13 protein-coding genes are annotated in these 17,466 nt (G+C 59.9%); 5 read left to right on the plus strand and 8 right to left on the minus strand.

The features are described from left to right. Positions 1-131: 131 nt before the first annotated feature. On the minus strand, positions 132-1,820 hold the full coding sequence (locus G5195_RS00005; RefSeq protein ID WP_319889993.1) for an FAD-dependent oxidoreductase: 1,689 nt from the start codon (positions 1,818-1,820) through the stop codon (positions 132-134). 135 nt (positions 1,821-1,955) lie between these two features. Between G5195_RS00005 and G5195_RS00010 the strand changes: the two genes are divergently transcribed. The 3 genes from G5195_RS00010 (at position 1,956) to G5195_RS00020 (ending at position 6,484) form a co-directional block, all read left to right on the plus strand. Further along, entirely contained in the window at positions 1,956-4,892 is a 2,937-nt protein-coding gene (locus G5195_RS00010; RefSeq protein WP_421235696.1) for an EAL domain-containing protein, read from the plus strand. A gap of 65 nt (positions 4,893-4,957) precedes the next feature. Continuing rightward, the gene (gene pflA, locus G5195_RS00015) at positions 4,958-5,755 is read left to right on the plus strand and encodes a pyruvate formate lyase 1-activating protein (protein ID WP_421235697.1); all 798 of its coding nucleotides are present in this window, start codon (positions 4,958-4,960) and stop codon (positions 5,753-5,755) included. A gap of 87 nt (positions 5,756-5,842) precedes the next feature. Further along, on the plus strand, positions 5,843-6,484 hold the full coding sequence (locus G5195_RS00020) for an energy-coupling factor ABC transporter permease (RefSeq protein WP_257699128.1): 642 nt from the start codon (positions 5,843-5,845) through the stop codon (positions 6,482-6,484). Between the two features lie 84 nt (positions 6,485-6,568). On the opposite strand, the gene G5195_RS00025 is transcribed toward G5195_RS00020, so the two are convergent. After that, positions 6,569-7,861 carry an NAD(P)/FAD-dependent oxidoreductase gene (locus G5195_RS00025; RefSeq protein WP_421173037.1) on the minus strand — a complete coding sequence of 431 codons (1,293 nt, stop codon included), beginning with the start codon at positions 7,859-7,861 and terminating at the stop codon, positions 6,569-6,571. A 74-nt stretch (positions 7,862-7,935) separates the two neighbouring features. Next, a complete protein-coding gene (gene ycfP / locus G5195_RS00030) occupies positions 7,936-8,475 on the minus strand; it encodes an alpha/beta hydrolase YcfP (protein ID WP_323970148.1) in 540 nt (179 codons plus the stop codon). A 505-nt stretch (positions 8,476-8,980) separates the two neighbouring features. Here ycfP and G5195_RS00035 point away from each other — a divergent pair. Next, positions 8,981-10,387, plus strand: coding sequence for a nucleobase:cation symporter-2 family protein (locus G5195_RS00035; protein ID WP_069527695.1), 1,407 nt, complete (start codon positions 8,981-8,983; stop codon positions 10,385-10,387). A 63-nt stretch (positions 10,388-10,450) separates the two neighbouring features. Here G5195_RS00035 and G5195_RS00040 read toward each other — a convergent pair whose 3' ends face one another. The 3 genes from G5195_RS00040 to G5195_RS00050 all read right to left on the minus strand — a co-directional run bounded on the left by G5195_RS00040 (position 10,451) and on the right by G5195_RS00050 (position 13,433). Further along, the gene (locus G5195_RS00040) at positions 10,451-12,247 is read right to left on the minus strand and encodes a M3 family oligoendopeptidase (protein WP_266133818.1); all 1,797 of its coding nucleotides are present in this window, start codon (positions 12,245-12,247) and stop codon (positions 10,451-10,453) included. Between the two features lie 123 nt (positions 12,248-12,370). Continuing rightward, the gene (locus tag G5195_RS00045) at positions 12,371-13,291 is read right to left on the minus strand and encodes a DUF808 domain-containing protein (RefSeq protein WP_257696067.1); all 921 of its coding nucleotides are present in this window, start codon (positions 13,289-13,291) and stop codon (positions 12,371-12,373) included. A gap of 1 nt (position 13,292) precedes the next feature. After that, entirely contained in the window at positions 13,293-13,433 is a 141-nt protein-coding gene (locus G5195_RS00050) for a hypothetical protein (protein ID WP_021231002.1), read from the minus strand. Positions 13,434-13,684: 251 nt separating this feature from the next. Here G5195_RS00050 and G5195_RS00055 point away from each other — a divergent pair, with 251 nt between their 5' ends. Next, a complete protein-coding gene (locus G5195_RS00055; RefSeq protein WP_266133817.1) occupies positions 13,685-14,287 on the plus strand; it encodes a DUF924 family protein in 603 nt (200 codons plus the stop codon). Between the two features lie 67 nt (positions 14,288-14,354). Here G5195_RS00055 and G5195_RS00060 read toward each other — a convergent pair whose 3' ends face one another. Then, positions 14,355-15,974, minus strand: coding sequence for a methyl-accepting chemotaxis protein (locus G5195_RS00060; protein ID WP_421235698.1), 1,620 nt, complete (start codon positions 15,972-15,974; stop codon positions 14,355-14,357). Between the two features lie 104 nt (positions 15,975-16,078). Further along, complete coding sequence (locus tag G5195_RS00065) at positions 16,079-17,338, minus strand: dicarboxylate/amino acid:cation symporter (protein ID WP_005334018.1); 1,260 nt, start codon at positions 17,336-17,338, stop codon at positions 16,079-16,081. Positions 17,339-17,466 lie beyond the last annotated feature (128 nt).

A 17,466-nucleotide genomic window follows, 5' to 3' on the forward strand; every position in this document is an offset into this window, starting at 1 on the left:
CTTGTCATTGAACACCTCAGGTCATGGTGGCGACTGTACCACCTAAAATGGTGTCCGGGATGATTAGACCACTACACCCCTCATCTTGCACGCACAAGGGAGAGGGGCAAACAGGCACAGAAATAAAACGGTTACTCGGCGGTGGCCATCTGCCAGGTTTTGAAGCCGCCGGAGAGATTCTTCACTTTAAAGCCGTGCTGACTCAGCAAGCGGCAGGCGACATGGCCGCGCAGCCCGACCTGACAGCTGATCAGCAGCTCTTTCTCTTTGGGCAACTCATGGAGGCGACCACGCAACTCGTCAAGGGGGATATGCAGCGCCCCCGGAATGCGGCCCAGCTTGTCGAGCTCCGGGCCATTGCGCACATCCACCACCAGCTGATGGGGGTTACGAGCCTGCACCTCGGCCACGTGGCAGAGCAGGGTGTCCCCCTTCAGGTGGTTGCTTGCCACAAAGCCCGCCATGTTGATCACATCCTTGGCCGACCCGAACGGCGGCGCATAGGTGAGCTCCAGATCCTGCAGGTCAAACACGGTGAGACCGGCGCGCTGGGCCACTGCCAGCACATCGATGCGCTTGTCGATGCCATCCTTGCCGATGGCCTGGGCGCCATAAATCTTGCCATCCGGGGCAAACAGCAGCTTGAGGCTGACCGGATGTGCGCCCGGGTAGTAACCGGCGTGGCTGCCCGGATGGACATAGACCTTCTCGAACGGCAATCCCAGTTGCACCAGTCGCTTCTCGTTGAGGCCAGTGCTGGCCACCGCCAGATCGAACAGCTTGCAGATGGCGGTCCCTTGCGTCTTCTTGTAGGTTTCGCTTCGGCCCAGCATATTGTCGGCGGCGATGCGCCCCTGCCGGTTGGCCGGGCCCGCCAGCGGGATCAGCACAGATTCGCCGGTGACGAAATCTATCTCTTCCACCGCATCCCCCACCGCATAGATAAAGGGATCCGAGGTGCGCATCCCGGCATCCACCTTGATGCCGCCCCGTGGGCCCAGCTCCAGCCCCGCCTTGGCGGCGAGCAGGGTTTCCGGCTTGACGCCGATGGCGAGGATCAGCAGGCCGGTATCAAGATGGGAACCGTCATTGAGGGTCAGGCGCAGGCCACCGCTTTTGGCGGTCGGTACGGCGGAGGTCTTCTCGGCAGGCAGATCCAGACTCTCGATGGCGGTGAGGCCGGTGCGCAGGCGCAGGTCGATCCCCTCTTCCCGGATACGGGCATGGAGCATGTTGGCCATCTCCTTGTCCACCGGCGCCATCACCTGATCGGCCAGCTCCAGCAGGGTGACATCCAGCTTGCGCTGATGCAGCGCCTCCATCATCTCCAGCCCGATAAAGCCGCCGCCCACCACAGTGACGTGGCGCGGCTGATCGTGATGCAGGGCCGCCAGAATGCGATCCATGTCCGGGATGTTGCGCAGGGTATAGACATGGGGGCTGTCGATACCGGGGAAGGGAGGACGGATCGGCGCCGCCCCCGGGCTCAGCAGCAGCACATCGTAATGCTCGCGCTGCTCTTCACCGGTTTGCAGGTTGCGCACCAGCAAGGTCTTGCCTGCCCTGTCTATCTCGATCACATCGTGAAAAACTCGCACATCGACGTTGAAACGGCGCTTGAAACTCTGGGGAGTCTGTAGCAGCAAGGCATCCCGGTCGGGGATATCGCCCCCGATGTGATAAGGCAGACCGCAGTTGGCGAAGCTGACAAACTCACCCCGCTCGAACATCACGATCTCTGCCTCTTCACTCAAACGACGAGCACGAGCCGCCGCCGATGCGCCCCCCGCGACACCACCGATAATCAGGATCCGTTTCATCTGCAAGACTCCTCATACATGATAATGGGCAATAAATTAGACTTTTCTAATTTAGAATTCAATGAAATTTTGTTTCACACCATTTTGCAGTATTCTTGCAACCCCGACGGTTGCTTAACAGGATGTTGTTTGTTCATGTCGTCTACCGCACTCAGTCATCTTCCTCCTGCCCTCCAGACGCCGCTCTTTTTCCGTCTGGACCTGCGCAGTCAACGGCTGGTCGCCCTGACCGACGTGATGCAAACCCCGCTCTACTGGCTCGACGAGCCGCGTGCTCCCTGGCCTGCCCAGCTGCCCGATGCCCTGCGCCTGCCCATCGAACAACTGCTGGCCAACGGCCATGGCGGCAAGATCACCGTGCGCTTTGCCAGCCAGCTCTGGCACATCGCCCTCGCTCACGAGCAGGATGGCTTCTGGCTCATCTGTCTGCAGAACCTTCGTCAGGAGCCCATCGCCGATCTGGCATTGCAGCTGCCGCGCCTCAGCCAGATGGCGAGCCAGCAACAGTATGCGCCCCTACTCGAGGCCCTTAAAGAGAGTTTGGGGGCCGATCGGCTCATCCTCTGGCACTATCAGGCCAACGGCGATCTCGGCAGCGAGCAACTCACCCCGGTGTTCACCCTGGGGGTCGAAGCGCTCTACCCCATTCGTGGTGACAGCCGCTATATCCGCGCCCTGCGTACCCGCAAAGCGTTGAGTTTCTCGGAGGCCGCCCACCAGCCGATGCTGAGCAATCACCTCTATCTGACCAGTGCCGGTGTGCGCTCACGCCTTGATGGTGCCCTGCTGGAGCAGGACAAGCTGTTCGGGGTGCTGAGTCTGGAGTATCTCGATCCCACCCCGCTTAGCGAGGAGATGTTGCAACTGGTGCGCAGCAGCGCCCAGCTGCTCGGCCACTGGCAACCGCAACCGGAAGAGCACCGCGCCGAGCTGGCCCTCCCGCCCGAACTGCACCAGCAGACCGGCATCGACTACTGCAAGACGCTGGTAAGCTGGGCCATGAGCGCCAGCGGTGCCCGGGTGGGCTGGATCGGCGAGTTCCAACCCCGCGGTCAGGATCTCTGGATCATCCCCCGCTGCGTCATCAACGAGGAGATCTGCTCCACCCTCAAGCCCATCCAGCTCGACCCCGGCCCCGCTCAGGAGCTGTTCCAGCATGGTCAGGCCATCTATGTGGAAGATCTGCCCGTGCGCTATCCCAAGGCGACCCGGCTGCTGGCCCTCAACGCCAGCGCCTACATCGGCATTCCACTCCATGGCCAGAGCGGCGCCCCCATTGGCCAGATCACCCTGCTGCTCGATACCCCCCTCGAGGAACCCGAACAGCTTCTGGATCTATTGAGCAGCCAGCACGAGCGGGCCGCCATCGAGCTCAAGCGCCTCGCCACCGACGATGCCCTGCGGCTGGCTGAGGTAGCCTTTAATACCCACGATGGGCTGATCGTGATGGATCACAACGGCATCATCCTCAAGGTCAACCACTCCTTCAGCCGGATCACCGGATTTGGCGAGGTAGAGGTGATCGGTCACTCCATTCGCAAGCTGCGCCCCACCTACTACGGGGATCATCTCAAGGAAGATGTCAGCCGCACCGTCAACGAGCAGGAGTTCTGGCTCGGGGAAGAGCGCTGCCTGCACAAGGATGGTCACCTCTTTCCGGTGCGCTTGATGGTGAACGGCGTCAAGGATGAGCAGGGGGAGCTCAGCCACTTTATCTGCAGCTTCTACGACATCACCCAGGAACAAGAGGCAGCCAGACATATCGAGCAGCTCGCCTACTACGACGATCTCTGCGGTCTGCACAACCGCCGCAGCCTCAACCATATTTTGCAGCAGACCCTGAGCGCCCCCAACGGCCAGTGGGGCGCCCTGCTGCTGGTGGATCTCGACAACTTCAAGTCGATCAACGACTCCCTCGGTCACGCCTGCGGCGATCTGCTGCTGCAGGCCGTGGTGCAGCGTTTCAGGGAGCTGCCCCAGGACAATCTGGTGCAGGCGCGCATCTCGGGGGATGAGTTTGCCCTGCTCTTTACCCAGCTCGGACAAGGCGAGGTCACCGCCAAAATTCTGGCAGAGCACTTCGCCCGCGAGCTGATGGGGCTGTTTCGCACCCCGTTCGACATCGGTGATCACAAACTGCACTGCAGCGCCTCGGTGGGGATCAGCCTCTTCTCCGGCAACGAGACGGATCATCTGGTCCTGATGCAACAGGCCGACACCGCGACCCACATGGCCAAGCGCGCCGGTCAGGGCCACTACGTCTTCTTTACCGAGGCGATGGCCCAGCACGAGAAAAATCGGCTGACCCTCACCAATGAGCTGCGCGATGCCCTGCGTCATCACGAGCTGCAGCTCCACTATCAACCGCAATACCGGGTCGACAATGGCTCGCTGTCGGGTATCGAGGCGCTGCTGCGCTGGCAGCGCAGCGACGGCACCATGGTGCCACCCGGGGAGTTTATCCCCATCGCCGAAGAGACCAGCCTGATCCTCGAAATCGGTTACTGGGTGATGAAGACCGCCTGCGCCCAATACAGCTTCTGGCTCAACCGTGGCCTGCAGATCCCCCATCTGTCGGTCAACGTCAGTGCCCGCCAGTTCCACACCCAGGGCTTCGTACAACAGGTGGAGTACATCTTGCGCGACACCGGTGTGCCCCCTTCCCGCCTGCTGCTGGAGGTGACCGAATCGGTAGTCTTGGAGAATCGGCAGGAGAGTATCGCCAGAATGCGCCAGCTCAAGGAGCTCGGCATCCTCATCTCCATCGACGACTTCGGCACAGGCTACTCGTCGCTGGCCTATCTGCGGGATCTGCCCGCCGATGAGGTAAAGCTGGACAGAAGCTTCATTCAGACCCTGGTACACAGCGAACAGGACAGAGCCATCGTCAAGGCGATACTCGATCTGGCCCAGGTCTTTCGTTTTACCGTCACCGCCGAAGGGGTGGAAGAGGAGGCGCAGCTGGCCATCCTCAAAGCGCTGGGATGCCAGCATTATCAAGGGTTTCTCACCAGTCGGCCGCTCACCGTCAAGGGGCTGGAGCAGCTGCTTGGCAGCCGGGTGCCGGACTAAAGGTGTAGGATCAATAGGGGTTTATGTAATAAAATAACGGCCTGCTCGAATCGTTGGAGTTGTTTATGTCTGTCATTAATCGGATCCCTGCCGTTGAAATCAGCCAGCCAGCCGGAGCTCACGGCACCGTTGGCCGGATCCATTCCGTCGAAACCTGCGGCACTGTCGATGGCCCGGGAATACGCTTTATCGTATTCATGCAAGGCTGCCTGATGCGCTGCAAGTACTGCCACAACCGCGATACCTGGGATACCGAAGGTGGCCGCGAAGTGACCGTACCGGAGTTGATGAGTGACATCACCAGCTATCGCCACTTCATGAATGCCTCCGGCGGTGGCGTGACAGCGTCCGGCGGTGAAGCCATGCTGCAACCGGCTTTCATTACCGAACTTTTTACCGCCTGCAAAGAGAAAGGGATCCACACCTGTCTCGACACCAACGGCTTCGTCCGTCATCTCGACGAACAGGTGGACAAGCTGCTCGACCAGACCGATCTGGTGCTGCTCGACATCAAACAGATCAATGACGAGAAACACATTCCGCTGACTCACGTCAGCAACAGATACACCCTGGAGTTTGCCCGCTATCTGGCGGCCAAAGGCAAGACCATGTGGATCCGCTACGTGGTGGTACCGACCTGGAGCGATGACGACGAGAGCGCCGAAGGGCTGGGCCAGTTCATCGCCGAGCTGGGCGAGAGCGTGGAGAAGGTGGAGCTGCTCCCCTACCATGAGCTGGGCAAACACAAGTGGGACGTGCTGGGCGATACGTACGAGCTGAGCGGGATCAAGCCCCCCAGCAAGGAGACCATGGAACGGGTCAAGGGCATCCTCGGCAAGTACCACAACAACGTCAAATATTGATGGTAAAAGCAGGCTGACTCGTCAGCCTGCTCTGCTATGGGCGGTCGGGAAGACCGCCCGGACTCTACTGCATAAATGGACTACAAGATGAGTGAAGGACAACTCGCCGCCCTCCTGATCTGGCTGGTACTGCTGGCCTTCAGCCTGCGCCGCTCCCTGTGGCAAACCCTCTATGACAACCCCCTCTATCAGCACCTGCTGCTGGGGAGTGCCATCGCGCTGGTGCCGCTCTGGTATCTAAGGGCCGGTCTGCATGAGGGGCTGGAGGTCCATTTTCTCGGGCTCACCTCCCTCACCCTGCTGCTTGGCTGGCGACTGGCGTTGCTCGCCCCCTGCCTGACCCTGCTGGTGCTCGGTTACTTCGGTGTCACCAATCTGGCCGATTTTGGCTGGCAGGCACTGGTTGGCATCGCCCTGCCGGTAGCCACCAGCTGGCTGCTGTTTCTGGCCAGCTGGGCCTGGCTGCCGCGCCATCTCTTTGTCTATATCTTCGTGGCCGCCTTTCTCGGCGGCGCCATCACCATCTCGGTCAAGGTGGCCGCCAGTGCGTTGCTGATGGGGCTGAGTGACAGCTACCCCTGGCACACCATCACGGCGGATTACCTCTCCATCTGGCCACTGCTGTTGTTCCCCGAAGCCCTGCTCAACGGCATGGCGATGACGGTGCTGGCCATCTACCGCCCTCACTGGGTCAATACCTTCTTCGACCGTACCTATCTGGGCAAGTAACGCTCTCTTTCCTGATCTGCGCCCATAAAAAAGGAGAGGCCATCGCCTCTCCTTTTGGTATTCCGAATTCTGTCAAACCTTGGCTTAGTGCAGCTTCAGGGTCGGACGCAGCACACGGTTGATGCGACCCACCAGCATGATGAGGCCGGTCTTGACATAGCCGTGCAGGGCGATCTGGTGCATCCGGTAGAGGGAGATGTAGACCAGACGGGCAATGTAGCCCTCGACCATCATGGATCCACGCATCAGGTTGCCCATCAGGCTGCCCACGGTGGAGAAGCGGCTGAGGGAGACCAGCGAACCGTGGTCGTGGTAGAGGTAGGGCTTCATCTCGCCGCCGTTCATCTTGGCCAGAATGTTCTTGAACGCCTGGCTGGCCATCTGGTGGGCAGACTGGGCGCGCGGCGGCACAAACTTGCCATCCGGCTGCGGGCAGGCAGCGCAGTCACCGATAACGAAGATGCTCTCGTCACGGGTAGTCTGCAGGGTCTCTTTCACCACCAGCTGGTTGATGCGGTTCGTCTCAAGGCCAGCGATATCCTTCATGAAGTCAGGTGCCTTGATACCGGCCGCCCACACCATCAGATCCGCTTCAATCAGCTCGCCATCCTTGGTGTGCAGACCGTCGCTGGTCGCCTCGGTGATCATGGTGGCGGTACGCACGTCCACACCCAGCTTGACCAGCTCCTGATGGGCGGCGCCGCTGATGCGCTCCGGCAGAGCCGGCAGAATGCGCGGGCCCGCTTCCACCAGGGTCACCTTCAGGCTGTCGGTGGTGAGGTTCTTGAAGCCGTAGGCGTAGAGCTGCTCGACCGCATTGTAGAGCTCGGCAGAGAGCTCGACGCCGGTTGCGCCGCCGCCGACGATGGCAATCTTCACCTTGTCGCCCGGCTTATATTCGGTGGCGAACTGCAGGAAGCGGTTCATCATGCTGTTGTGGAAACGGTGCGCCTGGGAGGGGCTATCGAGGAAAATACAGTGATCCTTGATGCCCTTGGTGTTGAAGTCGTTGGAGACAGAACCGATGGCCATCACCAGATAGTCGTAGGGCAGTTCGCGCTCGTTGACCACGATGTCGCCATTGTCGTCGTGGATCGGGGCCAGCACGATGCGTTTATCGTCACGCTTGATGTCGGTCAGGGTGCCGAGCTGGAAGTCGAAACCGTGGTTCTTGGCGTGAGACTGGTAGCTCAGGGCATCGATGCCCGCGTCCATGGAGCCGGTGGCCACTTCGTGCAGCAGGGGTTTCCACAGGTGGGTGCGGTTGCGATCGACCAGAGTGATCTTGGCCTTGTTCTTCTTGCCAAGCTTGCGACCCAGACTGGTGGCCAGCTCCAGGCCACCGGCGCCGCCGCCTACAACGACAATATTCATCATGATGATTTTCCTCGGTTCCTCAAAACGAAAGGGAGCCATTGGCTCCCTAAAACGAAATCGGTCGACGTGATGGATCAGGCTTCTTTGAAGGCCTTCATCCGCTGCAGATGATGCGAGATATTTTTGAACTTATGAGTCTCGCGCTCATCCCACACGATGTCGTAATAGTTCTTCAATTCACGTTCAGTGTCCCGATTATCGCGCACTTCATCCTGAACGGAAAGGATACACAGGCAGTTTCCTGAATTTTTCTTACGAAATTCAGTTACACACTTGGTGCCAATATCGTCATATTCTTCCGGCCGGTCGATCTTGTCCTGCATGTTCTCTTCCGGATGGAGGTTGGGGTTGAAGATCACCTGGCGAATGCCGCACAGAAAGCCGATCCGCTCGCTCCAGTAGCCACCAAGACCCACGCCGCAGATCAGCGGTTTGGGATCGGTACTCATATCGAGCTGTTTTTTCACTTCCTTGAGCAGATGGCTCATATCATGACGGGGGTGAACCGTGCTGTAGTGCACGAAACGCACATCATCATCAATAAACTGCAACTGCAGCACTTTCTCGTGATTGCCTGGGCTGGTGGCATCAAAGCCATGCAGATAGATGATCATGGATAAGACCTCAGGATCTGTGTCGGTTTTATCGAAACTACCCCAGCGGCGGCCATGCGCGCCACCAAAACATCCAACTTTCTTGCTTTGGATCACGCCCCCGCCCCCGATTGCGCCCAGCAGCCCGCGAGCGCCGTCACATGAAGACGGGCGCATTGCGAGCAACGTTATGGTGCCCGGCTATCAAAGTGAGATCGCCAGACCAATAATGATAAACCCCTTACCAATCTGAGATGCCCTCACCTCCTTCCCCTGCCAGCAGCCGGACACTTATCTGGCCGGTATGTGACTCATTTCGCAAAAACAAGGCGTTATCGCCAAACGTTTTCTCTCGTGAGTGGCGTTGTGCATGTTTTGTGCACTGCCCCGTGCTGCACCGGATCCCTCTCACTACTGCCGAGGGATCTGGCTCCTCTGTCAATACACGAGATCAATGACCGGGAAAGCTGCGGCTTTCACTATCTTGCCTGCAGCAGTTGCGCGGGCTTCAAGGAGTGATCTGTTCATGAACGAGACCAATCCCCCCTCCCCCCGACCGGGTGCGCGCAAGCGCCCGGTGGATGAAGTGGAGCGCATGCTCCCCATGGGCCAACTCTTTACCCTCGGCCTGCAACATGTGCTGGTGATGTACGCCGGCGCCGTGGCGGTGCCGCTGGTGATTGGCGGCAGTCTGGGGCTGCCCAAGGATCAAATCTCCTACCTTATCAGTTCGGATCTCTTCTGCTGCGGCATCGTCACCCTGCTGCAATGTGTCGGGATTGGCCGCTTTGCCGGGATCCGGCTGCCGGTCATCATGTCGGTCACCTTTGCCGCCGTGATGCCGATGCTGGCCATCGGAGCCAACCCGGATCTGGGGCTGACGGGCATCTTCGGCGCCACCATTGCAGCCGGTATCATCTCGACCCTGCTGGTGCCGCTGATAGGTAGGTTGATGCCGCTCTTCCCCACCGTAGTGACCGGAGTGGTTATCACCTCCATCGGGATCAGCATTATGCAGGTGGGGATCGACTGGATGGCGGGGGGCAAGGGTAATCCGGAATATGGCAGCCTGCGCTATATCGGCACCAGCTTCCTGGTGCTCGTCTTTATCCTGTTGGTGACCCGCTTCACCAAGGGCTTTTTCAGCAATATCTCGGTGCTGCTCGGGATCATCTTCGGTTTCGTGGTGGCCATCGCCATGGGCGAAGTGAGCCTCGATGGCCTCGGCGAGGCAGCCTGGTTTGCCCCCATAGTGCCCTTCGCCTTCGGCTGGCCCACCTTCGATCCCATCTCCATCGCCACCCTGACGGTGATCATGCTCATCACCTTTATCGAATCCATGGGGATGTTTCTGGCCCTTGGCGACATCGTCGGCCATCCGGCCAGGCGCGGTGATATCGTGCGCGGGCTGCGGGTGGATGGCATCGGCACCATTATTGGTGGGATATTCAACAGCTTCCCCCACACCTCCTTCTCCCAGAATATCGGTCTGGTGAGCGTGACCGGAGTATCGAGTCGCTGGGTCTGTGTGATGTCGGGGGGGATACTGCTCGCCTTTGGCCTCATCCCCAAGATGTCGGTGCTAGTCGCCTCCATCCCGCCCTTCGTACTGGGGGGCGCCGGTATCGTCATGTTCGGTATGGTGCTGGCAACCGGGATCCGCATCCTGGCGCGCACCGATTACAACAGCAACCGCCACAACCTCTATATCGTCGCCATCAGTCTCGGAATTGGCATGATCCCGACGGTCTCCGGGAATTTTTTCCAGCAGCTTCCGGCGCAGCTACAACCGCTTTTTCATAGCGGTATCCTGCTGGCCACCATCAGTTCGGTGCTGCTCAACCTCTTCTTCAACGGCTATCAGCCGGATCTGACTCACCAGACCCGCCCCCTGTTCGTTGGCCCCATCAAACCGCAACAAAAGCAGGCATAACAAACAGGCCTCCGGACAGCGAGACTGTCCGGAGGCCTGTTGTTCATATCACCGCAGACCCAATCAGGCAGGCAACTGCGCGAAGCGCTCAACCGCATGCGCTACCTGTGCCAGACTCCCCTGCCAGAAGGCGGCCTCACGGATATCCTGCCCCAAATGCTTGGCTACCAGATCTTCGGCGCTCATCCGGCCGGTATCGCGCAACAAGGCGCGATAGGCTTCGGCAATGCCCTCTTCCCCCGCCGCCTTGCGGCTCATCAACTGCTGATAGACCCCGAGGCTGAACAGATAACCGAACAGATAGGGATAGTTGTAAAAGCCCAGCCCGGCGATGGAGAAGTGCGCCTTGGCCGCCCAGAACATGGGGTGATAGCGGGTCAGGCTCCCCTCATACCAGCGTCCCCACGCCTCGTCGGTCAACGCTTTGAGTCGCTCTGCGGATACATAACCCTGCGCCCGCTCGGCCACCAAGGCCTGCTCGAAATCGAAGCGAGCCGGGATATTGACCAGGAAGGTGGCCGCACCGTCGGCTTCGGCCCAGGCGATCGCCAACTGCTCTTCGGGACTTTCTGCCTGCTCGAACAGGGCGCTGCGCACCAGAGTCTCGGCAAAGATGGAGGCCGTTTCGGCCAGCGTCATGGGATAGCTGCGCTGGCTCATCGGCAGATCGCGAATGACCCAGTTGTGCCAAGCGTGGCCCAGCTCATGGGCCAGAGTGATGACGTTATCCATGGTGCCGGCATAGGTGACGAAGACCCGCGGTTCGACCGGTTCTGCAAACTTGGTGCAGTAGGCGCCGGTGCGGCGATTTGGCGTGGGCGCCGCATCAATCCACCCCTTCTCGGCCATCATGCGGGCAAACGCCCCCATCTCGGGATCGAAACGGCTAAAGGCATCGGCAATCAACTCGATCGCCTCATCAAAAGGAATGTCGCGGCTGCTGGAAGCAGGCGGCGGCGCAAAGAGATCCTCCGGCCCCAGATCGTCGAGACCAAGGCGCTCGGCCATCAGCTCTAGGGCGCGCTGGCCCAACCCACGGGCTCGCCAGGTTTCGCTCATCAGGGCATCGAGGGTGGCACGCTCGATATGGCTCTGGTGGCAGGAGAGATCCAGCGCATCGAGCAACCGGGTGTTGCCACGCTGGCGGGCCAGCTCCAGCCGCCAGCCGTTGAGGGCATTGAGGATGGCGGCCACCGTCTCCTGCTCTCCCTCCCAGCCAGCACTGATGGCATCAAAGGCTTCTAAACGCAGCGCACGTATCGGGCTGGAGAGCAGATTGCTCGCCTCGGCCAGCCCCATCTCGCGGCCATCAATGGTCAAGCGGATCTTGCCCACCAGATCGTTATAGAGGTTGCCCCAGGCGTGCAGACCATCGGTGCCCAGACCAATCACCAGCTGCTCCGCCGCCACCGGCAAGCGCTGATCCTGCAAACGACGCTCATGGCCCAAGCGGTACGCCTCCTCGCCGAGCAGCGGATCACTCATCAGCGCGGCAAATTCAACTTCCGGCAGCGCCAGCATCAGATCTTCCACCGGCGCCAGGGTCTTGAACAGATCGGCGTTAAGGGCGCGGGCACGGGACGCCAGCTGTTTGGCCTGCGGATCCCGCGCATCCTGACTGCCGCGGCACGCGGCCAGAATGGCGACGTTCCAGCCGATATGGCGAATATCGCGGGCGCGCAGCCGCACTTCCCGCAAGAAATCCTGCAGCGCAGCGTCATAGTCGCGCACCCCGTCCAGGCCTGCCATATAGCTGGCCAGCTCTTCCAGCGCGTGGCGGGCGGCGCGCATGTCCGCTTCCAGCTCGGGGCTGTCGAGGCCCGGGTAGATATGGTCGTTATTCCACTGTTGTTGATACATAACTTCTCGCAAAGACCTTTATCGGGAGGCGCAGCAGACCTGCGGGCAGCAAGTCAGAGACCGGGCAACCCGAAGGCCAAAAAATGAAGAGAGGAAAAAAGAGACAATGGCCCGCAAGCTCGCTTATCCCTTGGCCGGGGCAAGACGGCTCACCAGCGTCATCACGGCAACCAGCAGCAGACCCGCCACCACACCGGCCACGGCGTTGAGCAGCGTCGGCGTCACCGCCGCCAGTACGGCCCCCACTGTGGGCAGGGTGGCGACAACAGCGGCTGTACCTTCAATCAGGTGATGGGCAAAAGGCCAGCCATGCACCAGAATGCCACCGCCCACCATAAACATGGCGATGGTGCCGACCAGTGCCAGCAGGTGCATCAGACGAGGAGCCGTCACCAGCAGTCCCTGCCCCACCGCGCGGCGCAGGGCGCTGCCATCGTGCTTTTGCAGCAGATGCAGACCGATGTCATCGAGCTTGACGATCAGCCCCACCAACCCGTAGACCCCGATGGTCATCAGCAGGGCGATGCCCGCCACTACCGAGAGCTGCAGCGCGAGGCTTGCTCCCTGTACCGTGCCAAGGGCGATGACGATGATCTCGGCAGAGAGAATAAAATCGGTGCGGATCGCTCCCTTTACCTTCTGCTGCTCGAAGGCCACCAGATCATCAGGAATGGGCGCTGTATGTGCCTCACCCTCGCTCACTTCATGAGGCAGGAACTTGTGGGCCAGCTTCTCGGCCCCCTCAAAGCAGAGGTAAGCACCTCCCAGCATCAAGAGTGGCGTGATAAGCCAGGGCACCAGCGCACTGATGGCGATGGCGGCGGGCACCAGAATCAGCTTGTTGCGAAATGAGCCCTTGGCCACCGCCCACACCACCGGCAGCTCCCGCTCGGCACGCACTCCGGAAACCTGCTCCGCGTTGAGGGCCAGATCGTCCCCCAGCACCCCGGCAGTCTTCTTCGCCGCCATCTTGGTCATCAGCGCCACGTCATCAAGCACGCTGGCGATATCATCGAGCAGGGCCAACAAACTGGTTCCAGCCATATCAAAGATCCCTTATATCAGTGAGAAACGTCTTCCCGAAAAATGTCTCGCGCTTGTTCACCACGACCTTGGTCATCAGCGCCACGTCATCAAGCACGCTGGCGATATCGTCGAGCAGGGCCAACAAACTGGTTCCGGCCATATCAGAGATTCCTTATATCAGTGAGAACAACCCCGGGAGAGAGGTGTACGTCCCGATAACCACCGGGGTCAAGAGGGCCACCTCATGGCGATGGCAGGCCATCATCGGCCGAGCCAAGAATCCGGCGCTCGCCATCGGGGGGTTACGTCTTTCGGGCAAAAGATGGCACAGTGTAACGAGAAGCTGCCGTTTCGGCAGCACCCCTGAGCCATTTGTTCCTGGTTCCCTCTGAATCACATCAAGGAGTTCCCATGCCACCCTGGCAACCTCTGATCGATTTCTGGTTTGGCGACGAAGCCGATGACGTCCTGCGGGCCACACGGCAAGCCCCGCTCTGGTGGGGAAAAAGCAGCGAAACGGATGCCCTGCTGGCCAGCCGCTTTGGCGAGCTGGCAGAGGCCGCAGCCAAGGGCAGTCTCGCCCACTGGGCCGATCTCCCCAGCGGTCGGCTGGCGCTGATCCTGCTGCTCGACCAGTTGCCCCGCAATATCCATCGCGGCACGCCTGCAGCCTTTGCCCGGGATCCGCTGGCACGGGATCTCTGCCTGAAAGGGCTGTCCATCGGGGCGGACAAATCCCTCTCACCACTGGAGCGGGTCTTCTTCTATCTGCCGCTGGAGCATGCCGAATCCCGGGAGCAGCAGGCCAGAAGTGTGGCGCTGTTCGAGGCACTGGCTGCCGAGCAAGCTGGCACACCGGCGCAGGCGACCTTTGCCGGATTTGCCGACTTTGCCCGCCGCCATCAGGTGATCATCGAACGCTTTGGCCGCTTCCCCCACCGCAACGACATTCTGGGTCGCACCAGCACACCGGAAGAGGCGACATTTTTGCAGCAACCGGGCTCGGGCTTCTAAGCAGGCCATATAAAAAATCCCCGCCAGCTAGCTGGCGGGGATAGCAGATGGATAACAACTCTCGGCGTTACTGAATGCGATAGCGGGATATCTGCTGGTGGATGCTCTCGGTGGTGACATTGAGCTCCTCGGCGGCGGCTGAGGTCTCTTCCGCTGTGCTGCTGGTCTGCTGCACGACCTGAGCAATCTGCTCCACCTGATGAGCGATCGACTCGGCGGCAGAGCTCTGCTCGCGGATGGCATTGGTGATCTCGCCCACCTGCTCCATCACCCGGTGCGACGCACTGCGGATCTCGGCAATAATGGCGCCACTCTCGGTAGCCATGTTGACCCCCTGGCTCACCTTCTCCTCCACCAGATGCATGCGGGAGACCGTATTGTTCGACTCCTGCTGAATCGCCTCTACGGTGGCGGAGATCTCCTGGGTGGATTGGGCTGTGCGCTCAGCCAGTTTGCGCACCTCATCCGCCACCACCGCAAAGCCACGGCCGGACTCCCCGGCCCTCGCCGCTTCAATGGCCGCGTTCAAGGCCAGCAAGTTGGTCTGCCCCGCCACATCACGGATCACGTTTACCACACCGCCAATGCGCGAAATGCCCTCACCCAGCGCAATGACCTCGGCCGAGGCCTGCCGAATGGAGTCGGCGATCTCGTTGATGGCATGAACGGTGCGCTCGATGGTCCGGCCTCCCTCGGTCGCAAGTTGCCCCGACTCATTGGTGATACGGCTCGTCTCCTGAGTACGCTGGGAGATATCTGTGATGCTGACCGTCATCTCTTCCACACCAGCGGCGATCAGACTGGTGGCATCATTGGCCTGATTAGCCGAGCTGGCCAGGTGCTGCGCTGCCTGAGAGAGGGATTCGGCAGTGCTCTTGATCTGCAAGCTGCCGACGGAAAATTCGGTAAATGTCTGTTGCAGCGTATCGAGCAGCCGGTTGACCGCATTGAGGGTCAGGCCAATCTCATCCTGCTGTTTCACATCAGCTCTCAGGGTAAAGTTGAGGTCGCGCTGGATCCGGGTCAGGGTATCCATGGCGGTGCGAAGGGGATTGGCCACCTGATTGAACAACCAGACAAACAGCCCCATCGTCAGTACGGTGGCACCACCGGCGATAAACAATAGGGTTTGCAGGCTGCTGTCGTAGTTCTCCTGGCCCTGCTTCTTGAGCGCCAGTCCCAAATCCATATTGAAGTTGACGTGAAGCTCGATTGCCTTGGCAAACTGCTGGAACACTCTGGTGGCTTCTCCCGCCAGCATGTCTCGCGCTTCATCGTTCTTGTTTTGTCTGGAGAGCTGCAGAACCTTGTCTATCTCCTGATAATATTGCGCGACAATACGTTGATCATCGTCGGTCAGGCGCCGATCTTCATCATTGGAGAGCATCTCAGCTTTGTATTTGTCGAGCAGTGAAGTGATCTGTCCCTGTATCTCGGTGATACCCGTTTCGATCTGCTGCATCTTGCCGGTGTCGGTATTGAGCACATGTGTCTGCACCAGCGAGTGCAATTCATAGAAATCGGCCTGCACTTGCTTAATCAGCGAAATACTGGGCACCGTATTGTCCGTCACATAGCCTAAATCCCGGTTGGCCGAATCGAGGCGGTTGATACTGAACCAACTGAGAAAAATGAGCGTCAGCATCACCAGCAGCGCGATCAGTTGCAGTCGACGAGCAATATTCATAACCGTACACTCCAGATGAAAACTATCTAGCAGTGTAGACGAGCCATAAACAACAACGGCCCGCATTGGCGGGCCGTTGTTGTTTATTTTTCATGGCGTTGTGATCAGGCTTTGGCTGGCTCACTCTCGCCCAGCGCGACGGTTTCACCCAGACTGTCTTCGGTCTTGGCCACCACGCTGGCGGCGATGGCGTTGCCCAGCACGTTGGTGGCAGAGCGGCCCATGTCGAGGAAGTGATCGATCCCCAGCAGCAGCAGGATGCCCGCTTCCGGAATATGGAATTGGTTCAGGGTGGCGGCAATCACCACCAGAGAGGCGCGCGGTACCCCGGCCATCCCCTTGGAGGTGACCATCAGCAGCAGCAGCATGGTGATCTGCTGGGCCATGGAGAGCTCGATTCCATACGCCTGGGCAATGAACATCACCGCGAAGGTGCAGTACATCATGGAGCCGTCGAGGTTGAAGGAGTAACCCATCGGCAGCACGAAGCTGGCAATGCGCTTGTCACAACCGAACTTCTCCAGACGATCCAGGGTCTTCGGATAGGCGGCTTCAGAGCTGGCGGTCGAGAAGGCGAGCAGGATGGGTTCGCGGATCATCGCCAGCAGCTTGATGACACGACCACGCAGGAAGACGCTGCCCATGGCGATCAGCAGCAGCCAGAGGCAGGCCAGCGCGATGTAGAACTGGGCCATAAAGCTGCCGTAGGTAACCAGAATACCCAGCCCCTCTTTGGCCACCATGGCGGCGATGGCGCCAAATACCGCGAACGGCGCAAAGTTCATCACGTAACCGGTCACTTTTAGCATGATCTCGGCAGCGCTGGCCATCAGCACCACCACCGGCTTGGCCAGATCGCCGAGCGCAGCGGCGGCCAGACCGAAGAAGAGTGAGAAGACCACGATCTGCAGGATCTCGTTGGTGGCCATTGCCTCTACCACGCTTTTGGGGATGGCGTGGGTCACGAAATCTTTCAGGGTAATGGCACCGGCAGCAATGCCCGAGCTGGCGGTGTCATTGGGCAGGGAGAGCGAAAGCCCCACACCCGGCTGCATCAGGGTCACCATCACCAGACCCAGGCTCAGGGACATCAGGGAGGCCAGCATAAACCAGCCGAGGGTCTTGGCACCGATACGCCCCACGGTGCGGGTGTCGCCCATCTTGGCGATACCGACCACCAGGGTGGTGAAGACCAGGGGAGCGATGATCATCTTGATCAGTCGCAGGAAGATATCGGTCAGGATCGTGATGTTATTGGCAAAATCCGCAGCCTGATCTGCGGCAAACATGCGATAGCCCTGGCCGGTGAGGATGCCAAACATCATGGAGATGAGGATGGCGACCGTCAGTTTATTCATTTTCATGGGGGAGTCCCGGTTTTGATTGGTGCAAGCCGTAAACGGTGGCATGGGAGCCACAACAGTCCGTTTTTGTGATCCGAGCCGTTGATTCCTGGCGGCTGGTATGCTGGGAGAATGCCTAAAAGCAGGGG

The sequence above is a fragment of the Aeromonas sp. 601039 genome (assembly GCF_049174415.1).
In the GTDB taxonomy this organism is placed as follows: domain Bacteria; phylum Pseudomonadota; class Gammaproteobacteria; order Enterobacterales; family Aeromonadaceae; genus Aeromonas; species Aeromonas veronii_A.